Annotated in this window: 17 protein-coding genes; 13 read left to right on the top strand and 4 right to left on the bottom strand. The window is 31.6% G+C overall.

The window, feature by feature from the left end:
- From IPK88_07610 to IPK88_07550, 13 genes are all read left to right on the top strand, one after another.
- On the top strand, positions 1-1,170 hold the full coding sequence (locus IPK88_07610; GenBank protein ID MBK8243275.1) for a toll/interleukin-1 receptor domain-containing protein: 1,170 nt from the start codon (positions 1-3) through the stop codon (positions 1,168-1,170).
- The gene (locus IPK88_07605; protein MBK8243274.1) at positions 1,170-1,829 is read left to right on the top strand and encodes a hypothetical protein; all 660 of its coding nucleotides are present in this window, start codon (positions 1,170-1,172) and stop codon (positions 1,827-1,829) included. The genes IPK88_07610 and IPK88_07605 overlap by 1 nt, the downstream gene beginning before the upstream one ends.
- 4 nt (positions 1,830-1,833) lie before the next feature.
- Positions 1,834-2,442 carry a TIR domain-containing protein gene (locus IPK88_07600; GenBank protein ID MBK8243273.1) on the top strand — a complete coding sequence of 203 codons (609 nt, stop codon included), beginning with the start codon at positions 1,834-1,836 and terminating at the stop codon, positions 2,440-2,442.
- Positions 2,443-2,445: 3 nt separating this feature from the next.
- Positions 2,446-3,027 (top strand): toll/interleukin-1 receptor domain-containing protein, encoded by a 582-nt coding sequence (locus tag IPK88_07595; GenBank protein ID MBK8243272.1) that lies wholly within the window; start codon positions 2,446-2,448, stop codon positions 3,025-3,027.
- 30 nt (positions 3,028-3,057) lie between these two features.
- A complete protein-coding gene (locus IPK88_07590; GenBank protein MBK8243271.1) occupies positions 3,058-3,660 on the top strand; it encodes a transposase in 603 nt (200 codons plus the stop codon).
- Entirely contained in the window at positions 3,657-6,869 is a 3,213-nt protein-coding gene (locus IPK88_07585) for a type I restriction endonuclease subunit R (protein ID MBK8243270.1), read from the top strand. The genes IPK88_07590 and IPK88_07585 overlap by 4 nt, the downstream gene beginning before the upstream one ends.
- Positions 6,870-6,922: 53 nt before the next feature.
- Positions 6,923-7,981 carry a hypothetical protein gene (locus IPK88_07580; GenBank protein MBK8243269.1) on the top strand — a complete coding sequence of 353 codons (1,059 nt, stop codon included), beginning with the start codon at positions 6,923-6,925 and terminating at the stop codon, positions 7,979-7,981.
- An 85-nt stretch (positions 7,982-8,066) separates the two neighbouring features.
- Positions 8,067-8,420: a helix-turn-helix domain-containing protein gene (locus IPK88_07575; protein MBK8243268.1), complete on the top strand. Its 354-nt coding sequence runs from the start codon at positions 8,067-8,069 to the stop codon at positions 8,418-8,420.
- The gene (locus IPK88_07570; GenBank protein MBK8243267.1) at positions 8,417-9,904 is read left to right on the top strand and encodes a DUF3987 domain-containing protein; all 1,488 of its coding nucleotides are present in this window, start codon (positions 8,417-8,419) and stop codon (positions 9,902-9,904) included. Before IPK88_07575 ends, IPK88_07570 begins: the two co-directional genes overlap by 4 nt.
- A 79-nt stretch (positions 9,905-9,983) precedes the next feature.
- The gene (locus IPK88_07565; GenBank protein MBK8243266.1) at positions 9,984-11,387 is read left to right on the top strand and encodes a hypothetical protein; all 1,404 of its coding nucleotides are present in this window, start codon (positions 9,984-9,986) and stop codon (positions 11,385-11,387) included.
- Between the two features lie 116 nt (positions 11,388-11,503).
- Positions 11,504-12,196 carry a hypothetical protein gene (locus IPK88_07560; protein MBK8243265.1) on the top strand — a complete coding sequence of 231 codons (693 nt, stop codon included), beginning with the start codon at positions 11,504-11,506 and terminating at the stop codon, positions 12,194-12,196.
- A gap of 329 nt (positions 12,197-12,525) precedes the next feature.
- Positions 12,526-13,017 (top strand): DUF4065 domain-containing protein, encoded by a 492-nt coding sequence (locus IPK88_07555; GenBank protein ID MBK8243264.1) that lies wholly within the window; start codon positions 12,526-12,528, stop codon positions 13,015-13,017.
- The gene (locus tag IPK88_07550; GenBank protein ID MBK8243263.1) at positions 13,004-13,507 is read left to right on the top strand and encodes a hypothetical protein; all 504 of its coding nucleotides are present in this window, start codon (positions 13,004-13,006) and stop codon (positions 13,505-13,507) included. Before IPK88_07555 ends, IPK88_07550 begins: the two co-directional genes overlap by 14 nt.
- A 195-nt stretch (positions 13,508-13,702) precedes the next feature.
- Here IPK88_07550 and IPK88_07545 read toward each other — a convergent pair whose 3' ends face one another.
- From IPK88_07545 to IPK88_07530, 4 genes are read right to left on the bottom strand one after another with little or no spacing between them, the layout of a single operon-like run.
- On the bottom strand, positions 13,703-14,449 hold the full coding sequence (locus IPK88_07545) for an ABC transporter permease subunit (GenBank protein ID MBK8243262.1): 747 nt from the start codon (positions 14,447-14,449) through the stop codon (positions 13,703-13,705).
- The gene (locus IPK88_07540; protein ID MBK8243261.1) at positions 14,436-15,251 is read right to left on the bottom strand and encodes a hypothetical protein; all 816 of its coding nucleotides are present in this window, start codon (positions 15,249-15,251) and stop codon (positions 14,436-14,438) included. Before IPK88_07540 ends, IPK88_07545 begins: the two co-directional genes overlap by 14 nt.
- Positions 15,252-15,261: 10 nt before the next feature.
- Positions 15,262-16,413 carry an extracellular solute-binding protein gene (locus IPK88_07535; protein ID MBK8243260.1) on the bottom strand — a complete coding sequence of 384 codons (1,152 nt, stop codon included), beginning with the start codon at positions 16,411-16,413 and terminating at the stop codon, positions 15,262-15,264.
- A 10-nt stretch (positions 16,414-16,423) separates the two neighbouring features.
- Positions 16,424-17,032, bottom strand: a complete 609-nt coding sequence (locus tag IPK88_07530; protein MBK8243259.1) for an amino acid ABC transporter ATP-binding protein — start codon at positions 17,030-17,032, stop codon at positions 16,424-16,426.
- Positions 17,033-17,056: the final 24 nt, after the last annotated feature.

The raw sequence follows: 17,056 nt of genomic DNA, 5'->3' as shown, positions 1-17,056 counted from the left end.
ATGAGATATAAATATCAATTAATCCTTCTAGGTGAAAATGAAGAATTATTCAGTAAAATAAAAGCTGAAGTCGCGGATAGGTTTGATGAATTAAAGCTACTTCAAGATTTGCTTAAAATAATTAAAAAGGAAAATATTATTGAATACACAGGAGCAGAACCAGCTTATGTAATATACTCTGGGCACAAAGATAATTTGGATAAAGAAACAGAGGAAATTTTAAAGAATCAAAAATTAGATGGAAATGTCGTTTTGCCTATCTATTTAAATGACTTCAGTAAAGAGATGCCAGACATACTTTCCAACCAAAATGGTTTAAAATACGATAAAAACATAAAAAAAATAAGCAATTTAATTTTAGAAGGCTTCGAACTTTTAAGAAAAAATAGAAAAATATTTATTTCATATAAAAGAAGTGAGTCTACCAATATTGCAATACAACTCTATGAGTTATTGGAAAAAAACAATTTTGATGTATTTCTTGATACACATTCTGTTGATAAAGGCGAAGAATTTCAAGAGGAGTTATGGCATAGAATGACTGATTGTGATGTGATTTTAATGCTTAACTCCAAAGGATTCATAAAAAGTGAATGGTGTAATAAAGAGTTAGAAAAAGCGCATCTTAAAAGGATAGGTATTGTACACTTGATTTGGCCAGATAGCGACTTTGATGATTTTGCCCATTTGGCGTATTCTAAAAAACTAACAAATAGTGATTTTGACAAACCTTTTTTCGCAGATTTGACTAAAGGGAGATTAATTGGTGTTATTTTAGATGAAATTATTAATCTTGTCGAAAGTACTAGAGCTAGAAATCTAGCATCTAGGCAGGATTCATTAATAACTGAATTTACCCAAGCCGCCCATAATAATCATGTAGAAGTAAATCTACAATTTAGCAGGTACATTACACAAGATTTAGTAAGTGGTAAAAGGATTGTTTACATTCCAACAGTTGGTGTGCCACAATCTATTAATTGCCACAATTCTGAAAAGTTAATATCAAAAATAGAAAAGAATGAAATCGACTCTATACATTTAATCTATGATGAAATGTCAATTAGAGATTATTGGTTAGAACATTTGGGTTGGTTAAATAACTATTTAAAAATACGCACAATAAAAAAACAAGATTTTAATGTGGAGCTTTCTAAATATACTATCTAATGAACAACATATTTTTATCCGCCAGTATTCCATTGCCCGATAGGCATCCAAAATATTACGACAAAGCAGATATAATAGCTATAAGAGATGCTGTGATTGCATTGGCATCAATTGCTTTGCCAAAATATCGATTAATTTGGGGTGGCCATCCTTCCATCACACCTTTAATATATTATGTGATAGAAAGATTGATTGTTAACAATTTGAAAAGAGATGATTGGGAAATTGAGCTTTCAGAAGTAGAGAAAGAACAAATTAATAGAGACTTGAAAAAGAAAATTCAGAAACACGTAACTCTATATCAATCTTTGTATTTTAAAGACCGTTTTCCGGAAGATAATGCAAAATTTGAAAATATAATTTTTACTGAAAATATAGGAGATATCCCTTCAAGTATTCAGCATTTGCGTTATAGGATGTTAACTGAAAATAAATTTGCTGCTGCTGTTTTTATAGGAGGTATGGACGGAATTGAAGTTGAATTCAACATGTTTAGAGAGTTTCATCCCCATGCACTTTTATTGCCAGTGGCTAGCACCGGTGCAGCAACAGGAATAGTTTACAATAACCTTTTGCCCGAAGAATATAAAAATGAAAGGTTGGTAAAAGATTATGGCTATATGAGTTTATTTCAAAAATTATTAATTGATAAAATATAAAAATATGGCACGTAAAACATTCATATCATATAAATATAGTGAGGCAAGAAATCTAAGAGATAAAATATTGCAGTCATTAGGAGGTGATGCAACATATTATCAAGGCGAAACATCTTACTCTCCTGATTTATCTGACACTTCAACAGAAAATATTAAACGAAATTTGAGAGATATGATGTATAATACTTCTGTTACAATTTTAATAATTTCTCCAAATATGATTAGTAGCAAATGGATAGATTGGGAAATTGAATATTCCTTACATGAATATAGAAGAAAAGATAGGGTATCATTAACAAATGGTGTTGTAGGTGTGATAATGAAAGTAAATGGTTCAACTGATTGGTTAAAACAATACTCTTACGATATTCATGGAAATGGGATTGTTCAATTTAGAAATGAGTATTTATATCCAATTATTTATAAAAATCATTACAATTCATATCCCCCATTGAAACACTGTAATGATTGTAGTACTTATGATTCTTTAAATGGTTCATACATAACAATGGTTGATGAAGATGAATTTCTAAAATATCCTTCATACTATATAGAAAATGCATACATTAAAAGCGAGGACATTAGTAAGTATATTATAAAAAAAGAACAATAATTTATGAGTTTCATTACAGAATCAGAACTTTCTAGATATCGTGATAGAACCAAAACTTATACAAAAGATAATATAATAAATCTTAAAGAAAGTTTATCTAGAGATAGATCAATGCCTTTGATTTTTCTTTCTCACAAGCACGATGAAATTGCTATTCTTCAGGATGTTATAGCTTTTTTAAAGAAAGAATGTGTAGACATTTATGTTGATTGGATGGATGAAGAAATGCCAGCTTATACAAATTCGGAAACAGCTTTAAGATTAAAAAACAAAATAAAATCTTCAAATAAGTTTATATTGATTGCAACGCAAGATGCAATCAATTCGAAATGGTGTAATTGGGAGTTAGGCTTAGGAGATGCAGCAAAATATATTGAGCATATAGCTTTGTTTCCAATAAATAAAACAAATCAAAATTTTAGCGGTGCAGAATATTTACGAATATATCCATACATAGAATATAGGGATGGTACAACTAAATATAAGGATGGTACATTTATATCAAAAGGGTTTTATGTTTTTACTCCTTCAGATAAAGGAAATACAATTTCGCCAATTAAAGAATGGTTGAAAAAGAACATATAACTATTGATTTTTAATTAAACTATTTAATAAGTGACCCCATACAGCCCAAACATCCACCACCACCGATCCATCCGCCTGAAAGGATATGATTATTCACAGTCAGGGTTGTATTTTGTGACGATATGCGTCCAGGATAGGGCGTGTTTGTTTGGGGAAATAATTGATGGACAAATGATATGTAATGATGCGGGAACGATGGTTGAAATTGAATGGTTGAAATTGCCCGAACGATTTACAAACATCCATTTACACGAATATATTGTAATGCCCAACCATTTTCATGCCATTTTGGAAATTGTAGGGGCGACCCTTGTGGTCGCCCAAAATGAAACGTTCGCCCACAATAATTACAAAGATTCACAAAATGATGATGATTCACAAAAAGGGCAACCACAAAGGATTGCCCCTACGGGAAAAACCGTTGGCGATATGGTTGGGGTGTTTCAATCCATTGTTACGGTGGAATATATTCGTGGGGTAAAAACATTGGGGTGGACACCATTTAATGGCAAATTGTGGCAATTCAATTATAATGAACACATCATTCGCAATGAACAATCGTATCTAACCATTTCGAATTATATAATCAAAAATCCTGCAAAATGGGAGGATGATAAATTTTATCAACAATGAAATTCACAGAAGAAAAATTAGAAAAGGCGTTTACCGAATTGTTGGGGCAAGAAGGATTTCCCCACCACTTGGGTATTAGGATAACTCGTAAGCTTGATGAAGTATTGATAGAAGAAGATTTAGAAACATTTCTTTTAACTCAATACGCTGGTCAAGGCATTACAGTAAACGAAACCAAATCTATTATTCTGCAACTCAAATCCCTTTCCGCTTCCGACCTTTATGAGAGCAACAAAACATTTTTAAAAATGCTTTCTGACGGCTTTATTCTGAAACGAGAAGACCGCAGCCAAAAAGACATTTACATTCAACTGATTAATTACGCAGGCTTAAACAAACACCGCCAACCAGAAGCAGACAAAGTCATTTCAATAGCATCAGAACCTGAAGAGCTATATCCACATGACAATAACATTTACAAGTTTGTAAACCAATTAGAAATTCTTGGTTCAGAAAAACGCATCCCAGACGGCATTGTTTTTATCAATGGTTTGCCTTTGGTGGTATTTGAATTTAAATCTGCCATTCGTGAAGAAGCTACCATTTATGATGCTTACAAACAATTAACGTTTCGATACCGAAGAGACATTCCCGAACTGTTTAAATACAATGCTTTTTGTGTCATCAGCGATGGCGTAAACAACAAAGCAGGTTCGTTCTTTGCTCCTTATGAGTTTTTCTATGCCTGGCGTAGAGTGGCAGGTTTGGCAAAAGATGTGGATGGCATAGACAGTATGTTTACATTAATTCAGGGAATGTTTCACAAAAACCGTTTGCGAGATATCATTCGTAACTTCATTTATATTCCTGATAGCTCAAAGAAGAACGAAAAAATTGTTTGTCGCTATCCGCAATACTATGCAGCAAGAGCCTTGTATGATAATATCAAATTAGCTCAAAAGCCCCAAGGAAATGGAAAAGGCGGAACTTACTTTGGTGCTACTGGTTGCGGAAAGAGTTATACAATGCTATATCTGACAAGGTTGCTGATGAAAAGCGAATACTTTGAAAGTCCAACCATTGTATTGATTTCCGATCGCACCGATTTAGACGACCAACTTTCGGGACAATTTACCAATGCTAAAAATTTCATCGGAGACAATACTGTTGTTAGTGTAGAAAGCAGAGCCAACCTTAGAGCATTAATTCAAGGCAGAAAAAGCGGAGGCGTTTTCTTGACCACAATTCACAAGTTTACCGAGGACACTCAATTGCTTACAGATAGACCCAATGTGATTTGCATTTCGGACGAAGCACACAGAAGCCAAGTAAACCTTGACCAAAAAGTAAAAGTTACCGAGAAAGGCGTTACCAAAACTTATGGCTTCGCCAAATACTTACACGATTCATTACCAAATGCCACTTTTGTTGGTTTTACAGGAACACCCATAGATGCAACGCTTGATGTGTTTGGAAAAGTCGTAGATGCTTATACAATGACTGAATCGGTGAAAGATGAAATCACCGTTAGAATTGTGTATGAAGGCAGAGCCGCCAAAGTGTTGTTGAATAACTCTAAACTCAAAGACATTGAAGATTATTACTCCAAATGTGCTGAAATAGGCAGTAATGAAAATCAGATTGAGCAAAGCAAAAAAGAAATGGCACAGATGTATGCCATTATTGGCGATCCTGACCGTTTAAAAGCCGTTGCCGAAGATTTTGTAAACCACTATGAGAACAGAGTTGCGGAAGGTTCAACTGTAAAAGGCAAAGCAATGTTTGTGTGCAGTACTCGTGAAATTGCTTATGAGTTATATAAAAACATCATTACTTTAAAACCTGAATGGAACGAAATACGAGCAGTTGAAGAAGGTGCAGAACTTACCAACAAAGACAAACGGGAACTGAAACCAATAGAACGCATTAAACTCATTGCCACTAGAGGACAAGACGACCCGAAAGAAATGTATGATTTGTTGGGAACAAAAGACCAACGCAAAGAACTTGACAGACAATTCAAAAATGAAAAATCGAATTTCAAAATTGCTATTGTCGTTGATATGTGGCTCACAGGTTTTGATGTGCCTTTCTTAGATAGTATTTACATTGACAAACCAATTCAACGACATAATTTAATTCAAACCATTTCACGAGTAAACCGCAAGTTTGAAGGAAAGAACAAAGGTTTGGTAGTGGATTATATCGGCATCAAAACACAAATGAATTTGGCGTTGAAGCAATACAGCGAAGGCGACAAAGACAATTTTGAAGACATTGCAGAATCCATCATCATTGTAAGAAATCATTTAGACCTTTTAGCTAAATTGTTTCATAAGTTTGACAATTCTAAATATTTTAATGGCACTACAATTCAACAATTACACACATTAAACCTCGCTGCAGAATTTGTGCAGCAAACCAAAGATGTTGAAACTCGTTTTATGGGATTAGTAAAGCGACTGAAAGCTGCATATGACATTTGTGCAGGAAGTGAACAATTAACTCAGGCAGACAGAGATTTCACTCATTTCTATTTGGCGGTCCGTTCCATCGTTATTAAACTGACTAAAGGCAATGCACCCGATACAGCACAGATGAACGCCAAAGTTCGGGAAATGATAAAGGAAGCACTGCAAAGTGAAGGTGTAGAAGAAATTTTCAAACTTGGTAACGAAGCAGAAACCGAACAAGACATTTTTGATGAAGATTATTTGGCAAAGATTGATAAAATCAAATTACCAAATACCAAAATAAAATTACTTCAACAGTTATTGGCAAAAGTGATTAGTGAAATTAAAAAAGTTAATCGGGTAAAAGGAATCGACTTTACTAAAAAAATGCAAGCACTTGTTGAACGCTACAACAACCGTGATGCCAACGACATTCTGAGAAGCGAAGTTTATGAAGAAATGGCAAACGCCTTGACCGATTTAATTTGGGAAGTCCATAAAGAATTTTCAGCAGGAGATGCGTTAGGAATTGACTTTGAAGAAAAAGCATTTTACGACATTCTTAAAGAATTGTGTGTGAAATACGATTTCAAATATCCAGATGACAAAATGATTGAATTGGCAAAAGCCGTTAAAGACTTAGTTGACGGACAAGCCAAATTCCCTGACTGGAATAAACGTGATGACATAAAATCAGCTTTAAAAGTTGGACTTATTTTATTGCTTGACGAATTTGGTTATCCACCAGTTGAAAGAGACGAGGTGTATGTAGAGATTTTTGAACAGGCTGAGAATTTTAAGAAAAACCAGAAATAATGAGCTAAAATTTATCACAATATTAGTAGGAAATAAAAAACATTACCATTAGAATGGAAGAACTTGGAAATAGAAATTTATTTACTTCAGAATTTATAATTGGATGTGAATTTCCTGATAATAAAAAATTTGAATGCATTGAAACTCTTCATAATTGGATTAATATCAAAGAGAAATATTATGAAAGGAAAGTTTACAATCTTGAAAGAACACAATATATAGCATTTTTACATATTATTGATTTAAAAGTATTTGAAGGAATTCTAAATGACTTAGTAATAATTTATAAGAAATTTTACCCAGATGGTGAAAAAGCTGATTTTATTCAACATACATTTCGGTATTCTCTATATTCTTTAGAAAAATTTGTTAATATTCAAGAATTGGATTTAAATTATTACGAACCATATCATGCATTTGATAATGCTATCTATTACTATAATGATGGATCTAAATGTCCAATTATAGACTTCATACTTGAATCGACGAAAGAAATAGAACACTACAGGCAATTTTTTAAAAAAATTATTCAACTAATAAACAACTTAGATTTTGGCGGCAGCGTTGAGGAACAAAAGTTACCTCCACCTTCAATACCTGAAACAATAACTAATAAAATTGAAACCGCGGATATAGAACAAGCAAATTCTTCCAATGAAATACTTAATCCTAAGCCTGAAATAAATACTAATCAGCTTAATAATACAATTGAAAATAAAAACCCAATTAAAGCAGAAATATCACTAGCTGAAAAATATTTGTTTTTTTTGAATGGGGAGAGTATAACTGGTAAAAAATATCTCAAGGAGGAAGACTATTTAAGACTTCTTGATTATACGAATTATTTTATGGAAACATTAAAATTACCTTTAAATATTGATCCCATCAAATCAAATCATCTAAAATCAGGAGAATTAAGATATTCTTTTTATCTGATGTTTAAAGACAAATATCCACATTTGGACTTTCCTGAAACGCTTTTTGACTTTCTTACCAAAGTATTCCCAATGTTAAACGATCCAAATAAAAATGATTTCCGTAAAACCGCAAATTACAAGAGATTAAGCCAAGAGCCTTCCTATTGGGAACAGCTTATGAAAAAAAATAAGTAAGTCACAAAATCACTTCTTGTCCACCTTGTAGTCACTTATCCACCTTATAATATTGCCCTATGAAATATAACAAAATCATAGGACAATGGAAAAAAACTTAACTTACAATGACTTGCCAAAAGCAATTTCTGAGCTTTATTATGAAGTTGCTAGTATTAAACAAATTCTCATAGAGAATAGGAGCAACCAGTGCAAAGATTCCGATTACTGGTATGATCTTGCTGAACTTTGTGAATACTTACCAGACAAACCTTCTAAAGCAACAGTCTATTCATGGATTCATAACAGAACAATCCCATTCCATAAAGGTGCAAAAAAACTTCGGTTTCTAAAATCGGAAATTGATACATGGCTCAAAGAAGGCAAGAAGATCATTTTAACTGGTCCGAAAGTTTCCCCTGAAAGTTATTTAAAAATAAAAAATGAACATAGGAAATGAAGGATCAAATGAATGCCTCAGAGAATTCCCCGTTAAATGAACGGAACAAACATTCAAATTGCGAAGAGCCTAAAGCCAAATCTGATTTCATAAATAGTAATAAATTTGAAGATATTAATTCTGAATTTGAAAAACTTAACAATGAATTCATTGAAGAAACTGAAAATAAAGAAAACCCCTTTCCTGTTGATATTTTGCCTTATCCATTCAGAGAGTTAATTATTGAATGCAGCAAATCTTTGAACTTTCCAAGTGACTATACTGGCACTGCTATACTTTCGGCCATCTCAACAGCCATTGGGAAAAGTGCTAAGGTAAAAGTTAAGGAATCATGGTTTGAATTTCCTAGTTTTTACATTGCCCAAATTGGAAATCCAGGTGCAGCAAAAAGCCATTCTCTAGAATTAATGTTTAAGCCATTTCAAGAAATTGACAATTCTTCTATAAAAAAATTCAAAAATGAATTTGAAGAGTATGAATCAATACAGGCATTAAGCAAAAGAAAAAGTCACTCTGGGAACACAAAACCTGTTTTAGTAAAAACTGTTTTGAATAATTTTACCCCGGAAATACTACACCAAAGATTGGCAGATAATGATCGTGGTTGTGTAGTTGTAAGTGATGAATTAGCAACATTTCTTGAGGGTATGAACAATTATTCCAAAGGAGACCAGACTACTATTTATCTTTCTTTTTGGAGTAGTAAGCCGACATCAATTGACCGAGTTAAAAGTCCAATACCTTTGTGGTTGCCGCAACCATTTATTAATATTATAGGAGGTTTACAACCAAGAGTTTTACCAAAACTTTTTCCAGCTGGTAAATCTGATAATGGGTTTATTCAAAGATTCCTTTTTGCTTTTCCTGAATTTTCAGACAAGCAGCCCATTAATGATATTGAATTAAATGAAACTTTGTTAAAAGATTACAGCGAATGGATATATAATTATAGGCACTCAAATCCAATAATTGTCGATGATGAATCAGGGCATTCGAAGCCGATGATTTGTTTTTGGAGTCCAGAGGCTAAGATTTTTTTTTATGATTGGCATAAAGAGCATATTAAGCTAGTAAATGATAATGCGGATAGTCTAAAAGGCGAAGTTTTGAGCAAGTTTGATATTCATTTTGTCCGATTGGCTTTGACATTACAGATAATGAATGACAATAAAACAAACCAAATTTCATTAACAGCGGTACAAGGTGCGGCAAAGCTTTGTACCTATTTTCAAAGAAATGTAATGAAGGTTTTGGACATATTGCAAAGTAGTAATCCGTCTATTATGCTAACAATTGATAAACAGAATTTATATAATGCTATACCTGATAGATTTACCACTGCCGAAGCTATAGCAATAGGTAAGGAAGTTGAAAGTCGAAACGGAAATTGTTTTGATGAAAAAGCAGTTGATAGGTTTTTATTGAATCAAAACTTGTTTAAAAAACTTGCTCACGGGAATTATGAAAAAAAATTCAAAAGCTAAATGTCCCTTTTGTCCCTTTTGTCCTCTGTTTTATATTTAGGGACATTAAGGACAAAAGGGACAATAATGAAAACAAAGTATGAAAATATCGGAACAATTAATACATGCTGCTAAAGAGGTCCCATTGTTAGAAATTGTCGAGCTTTATGTTCAATTAAAACCATATAGGAACGGATACCAGGGACTTTGTCCATTCCATAAAGAGCGAACTCCATCATTTTTTGTAACCCCAGGTCGTGGGTATAAATGTTTTGGATGTGGCGCAAAAGGTAGAAATGCAATTGATTTTATTATAATGCATAATGGAACAACATTCATTGAAGCAGTCAATGAAGTTTTAAATTTAGCAGGAATTCAAGTCTTGGAATCAGAGAACTTTTATCAGAATAAGATTCTAGGTCTTAAAAAAACTACCACGGACAAAGAGCCATTAACTTTTTCCCATATCCCAAACGAACTTGTCAATAAGTCTATTCAAATAGACCAAAATGGTTTTCAAATATCAAAGTCAAACAATTTTGTGGAATTCCTCATTCATTACTTTGGTTCAGAAGTTGCCAGTCAATTAGTAAGCAAATATTGCATCGGTAGTTCAAAACATAGATTTAAACACAAAGATTATCCAAATTATGAAAGCCAAGCAGGAGCAACAATATTTTGGCAAAAGGATATTAATGGAAAAGTTAGAACTGGGAAAATAATGCTTTACAATACCACGACAGGTAAAAGAATAAAAGAACCATTCAGTCATATTTCAATGGTTCACTCCAGTTTGAAACTTCCAGATTTTGAATTAAGGCAGTGTTTGTTTGGAGAATATTTGTTATTTGATAAATCAAAACCGGTCGCAATAGTTGAAAGTGAAAAGACCGCAATAATTGCCAGTGTTTATTTTCCGCAATTTATTTGGTTAGCGACTGGTGGTCTTGAGAATTTGACTTATGGTAGGTGTAAGGTTTTAAAGGGAAGGAAGGTGATTTTGTTTCCTGATCTTAACGGGTATGAAAATTGGACTAGGAAAGCAAAAGAATTTTCAGATATTGGAAATTTCGAGGTAAACGACTATCTTGAAAAAAAAGCCATTGAGTTTGCAAATGAACACAATATTGAATTGGCAGAATTACGAAAAGAAGGATTTGACCTTACAGATGTTTTAATGAGAATTAATTACAAAGAATTTAACCGTGAAACTTCAAAGCCACCATTGATTATAGAAACATTTCCAGAATCAGTAACATCGGAAGTCGACAACATAATACAAATTCGAACAATTCCAGCTTATGTAAGTGGGACAGGAGAGCTTTATATCGAAACACCCATCGGGACAACATATACTATTTACCCAAGTATTGATCATTACAATAATAGGCTTTGCTTACCTGAATTCATAGACAAAGACAAAATCTCAATTGATGAATTTAAAGTGGTACAAATTAATTTGGATTTGTTAAAAATAATTATTAGAGAAGATTGTAATGAATAATAAGAAATTTGGAGTAGTAGAAAAAGTATTCAAATACTTTGAATTAGTAACAATACCAACCCTAGATTAATGAAAAATCATTCATGAATTTTAGTGCAATATGTATTTAATTTTCGTTGGGCACAAGTTGGAAACTTGACCGCCAACAGAGGGATGCCAAAAAGCTAAAATGCACTATCAATAATTATTTCAAGATTTTAAACCTTATTGAATTTGTAATTGAGTTGGATACAAAGCACAGCGAAGCTTTGTTTTTAGACTTTTTGGGTAAGTACAATAATGAGAATAACAACATCTACAAACCAACCGACATAATAGACGATGTTGAAATATACTTTGATAATAAAATAGGCATTGTAGCACCATTAGAGCCTCAGGCCAAGGACAAAACCATAGGAGGTGTAAAGGGAGGAACAACCGGCACAGACGATAATAAATTCAAATACAACATCCTTAAAGTAATTGAGAAGCGAAACAAAGAGGAAGAAGTAATTGCCGAAATGATAAAAGTCTTTGAAGCAAAAATTGAAACCTTCTTTGAGTTCATAAAAACAGACGATTTAGGGAAAAGGTTAATTGCAAAAATTACAGATGATGGTACAGCATTTAGCCAAAATGAAATATACAGAGACTTCTCAACGATTTGCAGGAAATACATAATCATCAATAAAGATTTGGGCGAGTTTTTCAAACGAGAAACCAACGACAGTTTAACCCAGCTTTGCGATGATTTTGAAAGGTCAATAAAGGGCAATGATATTATAGACGGCTTAGAATTACCAATACAACCTAAACCACCTAAGAAGTAATGGCAAAGGATAAAAACACTTATTTAGAACAGCTTAATAAAGCACACTAAAAGAGTATATAAATACTTAAAAAGAAAGTTGTGTTTGTTGTTCCAGTTGCATATTCGAATTTTATTGACATTTAATAAAAGATTGAGAAATTTGATATTTATAGAGGTATTAAAGTTTTTATTGAATGTTTGCTGTTTAAATTCATAACAACTTATAAAAACTCACTTCATTGGTTTTGAATTGGTTACAAACTTTACTTTACAGATTTATATTATATTATTAAACTTTATTAAGTTTTTTACAGTTTAATTGATAATGTTTGTAATTTTGCACCCGAAATGAAAGCTTTAGAAGTATCAAATATTATTCTTACTCACTTTGATTACATAGGTGATCTGATCACAAATAAGAAGTTACAAAAACTTCTTTATTATGTGGAAGCTTGGTCATTGGTGTATCATTCTTCTTTAATTGAAGAAGATTTTGAAGCTTGGGTTCATGGTCCAGTAATTCCTGAAGTTTACCAACAGTTTAAAAGTTTTGGATATTCAGCGATAAAAAATGAATATTCTGATGGACAAACTGCATCAGATAAAATGCGTAATCTTTTAAAATCATCAAATCTCGAAAAAGAGCAAAAAGATCTTATTTTTGCAGTACTTCATAAATACAGTTCTCTTACTTCATTTCAATTAGAATCTTTGAGCCATTCTGAACAACCGTGGTTAGAAGCTAGAAAAGGGTTAATGGACTTTGATCATAGTTCTGTTCTTATTGACAAAAGATTGATGAAGTCTTACTATTCATCTTTAGTCAATGTCCAAGAATAAGAACAAAGCGAAATTTGACATACCAAATCCATTAGCAGCCGTCAATAATCTTGATATTTCTAAAAAATACGTTTTCGGGGAAGCTGCAAATCGACTGCATGATATAAAGCAACACAAACCAGTATTTGCCTTTGACTTTATTTCTTTAGACAATTCTGACTATTGTTTTAACTCCAATCTAATTAATACAAAAAAGGATTACAACAGATTATTTCATAGTTTTAAAAGCATTTCTAACAAATCATACTTGGAGTTATCAACTGAGAATTCATTTCATTTCCATGAAGTAGAATTCAAAGACACAAAAATATCTCAATCGGACTTCTTAAAATGCCTAGTATTGGATCCAAGCAAAATTAATCCTGACCATTGCCCAACAGTGTATCAATTTAAAACTTTCGAGGAAGCAAGAGTTTTTGGGTTTGTTGCTAAAATGATATTTTATTTGGTTTTCTTTGATCGTAATCATAGAGTTTACAAAAGAAAATGAACAACGTCTAAATATTTTGGGTTTCTATTAAGGCTAAATTTTCACTTCAGTCATTTATTGTAATAAATGAATTGACGATGAAATTCCTAATTCTACTAAATTTAAATGAAAATTTTATCTCTCATAATTTTTCAATAAACACTTTGTAAATTTCAAATTAAATTCTATAATAATACAATTTTTACATCATATTATTTAAATATTTCTTTTAATCAAATTATGATAAAGACCATAAAATAATATTACTAATACTGTTATTACAATGGATATAGTTGCCCCAGCATAAATTGAATTATCTGTACCAGAACTTAATTTTCCATTTAGAAATTCACTTAAATATTCCATTGAACCACTTAAGTAATATGTTCTTGTGTATTCGTTAAAAGATAGTAAAAAAGTGAAAAGCAAAACATTAATTAAAGCAAATTTTGATATTGGTATTATAACTTTAAAAATGATAGATTTCTTACTTAAACCTAAATCTTCACTAGCAACAAATATGCCTTTTTCTATAAAATAATATCTAGTCCATAATAATATTATACCAAACGGTAAGCAATAAAGTATTAATCCCAAATAAAGAAATAGGGAATTAGAACTGGTGAATCCAATTAATTGTGCTAACTTATTTATTGTTACAGAACTTATGTCTGGAGGCATTAAGCCCAAAAGTAATATAATAAATATTACTAAAATTCTTGTCTTCTCATCAAAATAAGCTAGAGAGATTAAAAAACAAATTAAAGATGAAATAATAGAAACAATTAGAGATGTAGTAAATGAATTTACAAAGGCTGTCACAAAGCTTTGGTTGTTTAATATTACATAATACCATCTCAAACTTTGTCCACCTGTGGAGTTAAAAGACAATACAAATAAAGAAAATATAGGTATTGTTAATACACCAATAATTAGTATTAAAATTATTTTAATCAACTTCAAAATTTATTGTTTTTTTTACTCTCAAATAGAAAAGCAATGACAAATAAAACAATGTAATTAGAGCTAGAATAATAAATCCAAATGCAAAGATAGCATCAAATCTATTTGCGCTCATTAAACTTAATATAAAACCTCTTGTACTAATCTTCGTTGCTCCGCCCAAAAAATTAACTTCAGATGAAAGTGCAAATGAAATAAAAAAAGTAATTATTACACTTGCCAAAATTGATGTTATCGACATTGGTAAACCTACTTTTATAAACTTACATACTTGATTTAATCGTAAGTCATTGCTAACTTTCCAATATTCATCAGGTATAATTTTAAGAGTAGCAGTGCAAATGAAAACTGCATAGGGTATGCAGGTCAAAATCATAGTTAGATAAATATTAAAACCATTAGAAGAATTAAATAGAGTTATGTTTCTATTGCAAACCAAACTTAGCAAATGATTTAACAAACCGTTTTCAGCCAAAATATTCTGCCACGAAAAAACTCTTACTGCTTCATTTGCTATAAAGGGTAAAGTAATAAGAATCAAGAAAATAATTTGAAACTTATTGCTTGTATAAATAACTAATAAATAAGAAATAAAATAAGCAATTAATGAGGCGATACAACTAACAATTATTGACCTTAAGCAAATTGTACTCACTTCTTTTAATCTTACTGGTATGGCAAGTTCCTTGAATCCAATTATTCCATTATTACTAAAAGAAAATACAATCATGGCGAAAAAAGGAATCATCAGTACTAATACTATTCCTATAATTACTTTGCTATTTATAAACGCTTTGTTCACTTATAAGTGTTTATTTAGTATTTCTCAATTTAGCCCACCATTCCTCATAAAGCTTATAGTTTTTTGGCCTTGTATTTTGCCAATATACTTTGCTATTTAAAAATTTATTCTTTACGTGTTCCACTTTTAGTACTTGTTCATTAAAATTAAAAGTAGTATCGGTTCTAGCGTACTCAAGTGATAAATTGTTTGGTACTATATAACCTCTTTCTCTTGCCATTAAACATCCATAAAATCCACTCATTTGCCAATCAGCGAATTTATGCGCATTCTCATAATTGCCATTTTTCATTGTCCCAGCATTAAGTAATAAATCATTAGTCCAACCCTCATAGCCTTCTCGAGGTACAGCATACTCACAATTTATACCATCTTTTTTTGCTTGTATTTGTATCGGCTCCCAACCTGTCATAGCATAAACTTCACCACTTTTTATTAAACTCAATCCATTTTCCCAGCCGCTCCAAAATGCTTTAAATTGACCCTCCTTTTTCTTTGTTATTAAAAATTCCATCACGCCTTTTAATTCTATTTCAGATAAATCACCAGGGTTTTCTATTGTCATTATAGAATTTTCCTTCAAATAAATAGCTGTAAATATTACACTATTAATCCAAGAATCTTCCATAGCTACCTTGCCTTTGTTTTTTGGATCAAATATTACACCATAACTTGTAACTAAACCAATTTTTTCAGGTAAGTAAATTATTGCATCAGCATTTACCACGATTGGTATACCATAAAGTTTACCATCAACATAGCAATGAGGTATGCTTTTTACCCAATCCCAAGTTTTATTCCAATTATCAAGTTTAGTAGTATCCCATGGCAATATTTTATTTGCTTTAGCTAATTCAGCTTCAGCCCCACCTTGTACACCTGAGACATCATAATCAAAAGCTGCAGCACCATTTATCATATTGCTAATTATAGGGCCAACATCGTTTTTATTATCTTCAAAAATTAGTTTAATACCTAAATCCTTATAAAGTGTATCCCAACCTTGTCCTATATCTAATGTCCCAGTACCATAAAATTTCAAGTCCCTAGATTTGTCATTGCATCCTATCATGCTGACTGTAACAATACTTATATAAAGTAATTTCATCCAGCAATTTTTCATATTAATATTTCTTTTTTTAGAATTACTTATTGCATTCATTTTTTTTTTTTTAAGTTATAAAATATTTAGAATTTTTAAATGCTTGATTATTTCCTTCAAACACAAGTCTGCCATTATCAATATATTTGATTTCATCAGCAATGCTCAATACAAAATGTAAATCGTGGCTAACTATTATACATATTGGCACTGTTTTTTTTGCCTTCAGTTCAAGTAATAAAGATTTTAAATACTTAATACTTTCAAAATCTAAAGCTGATGTAGGCTCATCCAATAAAAGTACAGAAGGATTTGTTGCAATGGCCCTAGCAATGGCAACCCTTTGTTGTTGCCCAATACTTAATTGATTAGGATATCTGTAAGCAAGCTCATTCAACTTAAAATCAATTAATATTTTTCGTCCTAATTCAAGTGTTGATTTTTTTTTACCAAATAACGCATTAGGCTCAATTGCCAATTCAATATTTTCTTTAATAGTTAAATGAGGAAACAAAGAAATTGTTTGAAATACTGTCGCTGTACTTCTATTAATTGCTGAAGTATCAGTTATATCTTTGTTAAAAAGAATTATTTCTCCTCTTTCACAATCAATATGGCCACCTATAATTTGCAATAAAGTTGATTTTCCACTACCATTCTTACCTAAAACAGCATTCAATATACCCTCCCTAAATTCTAGAGT

It is taken from the genome of Candidatus Defluviibacterium haderslevense, from assembly GCA_016712225.1.
GTDB classification, from domain to species: domain Bacteria; phylum Bacteroidota; class Bacteroidia; order Chitinophagales; family Saprospiraceae; genus Vicinibacter; species Vicinibacter haderslevensis.
This window is presented reverse-complemented; position numbering and strand designations above follow the sequence as displayed.

Bases quoted from the DNA above. Each gene is read 5' to 3' on its own strand.
- IPK88_07595 (MBK8243272.1), top strand. From the start codon at position 2,446: ATGAGTTTCATTACAGAATCAGAACTTTCTAGATATCGTGATAGAACC.
- IPK88_07555 (MBK8243264.1), top strand. From the start codon at position 12,526: ATGAAAGCTTTAGAAGTATCAAATATTATTCTTACTCACTTTGATTAC.
- IPK88_07575 (MBK8243268.1), top strand. From the start codon at position 8,067: ATGGAAAAAAACTTAACTTACAATGACTTGCCAAAAGCAATTTCTGAG.
- IPK88_07610 (MBK8243275.1), top strand. From the start codon at position 1: ATGAGATATAAATATCAATTAATCCTTCTAGGTGAAAATGAAGAATTA.
- IPK88_07535 (MBK8243260.1), bottom strand. From the start codon at position 16,413: ATGAATGCAATAAGTAATTCTAAAAAAAGAAATATTAATATGAAAAAT.
- IPK88_07605 (MBK8243274.1), top strand. From the start codon at position 1,170: ATGAACAACATATTTTTATCCGCCAGTATTCCATTGCCCGATAGGCAT.
- IPK88_07585 (MBK8243270.1), top strand. From the start codon at position 3,657: ATGAAATTCACAGAAGAAAAATTAGAAAAGGCGTTTACCGAATTGTTG.
- IPK88_07600 (MBK8243273.1), top strand. From the start codon at position 1,834: ATGGCACGTAAAACATTCATATCATATAAATATAGTGAGGCAAGAAAT.
- IPK88_07565 (MBK8243266.1), top strand. From the start codon at position 9,984: ATGAAAATATCGGAACAATTAATACATGCTGCTAAAGAGGTCCCATTG.
- IPK88_07550 (MBK8243263.1), top strand. From the start codon at position 13,004: ATGTCCAAGAATAAGAACAAAGCGAAATTTGACATACCAAATCCATTA.
- IPK88_07580 (MBK8243269.1), top strand. From the start codon at position 6,923: ATGGAAGAACTTGGAAATAGAAATTTATTTACTTCAGAATTTATAATT.
- IPK88_07570 (MBK8243267.1), top strand. From the start codon at position 8,417: ATGAAGGATCAAATGAATGCCTCAGAGAATTCCCCGTTAAATGAACGG.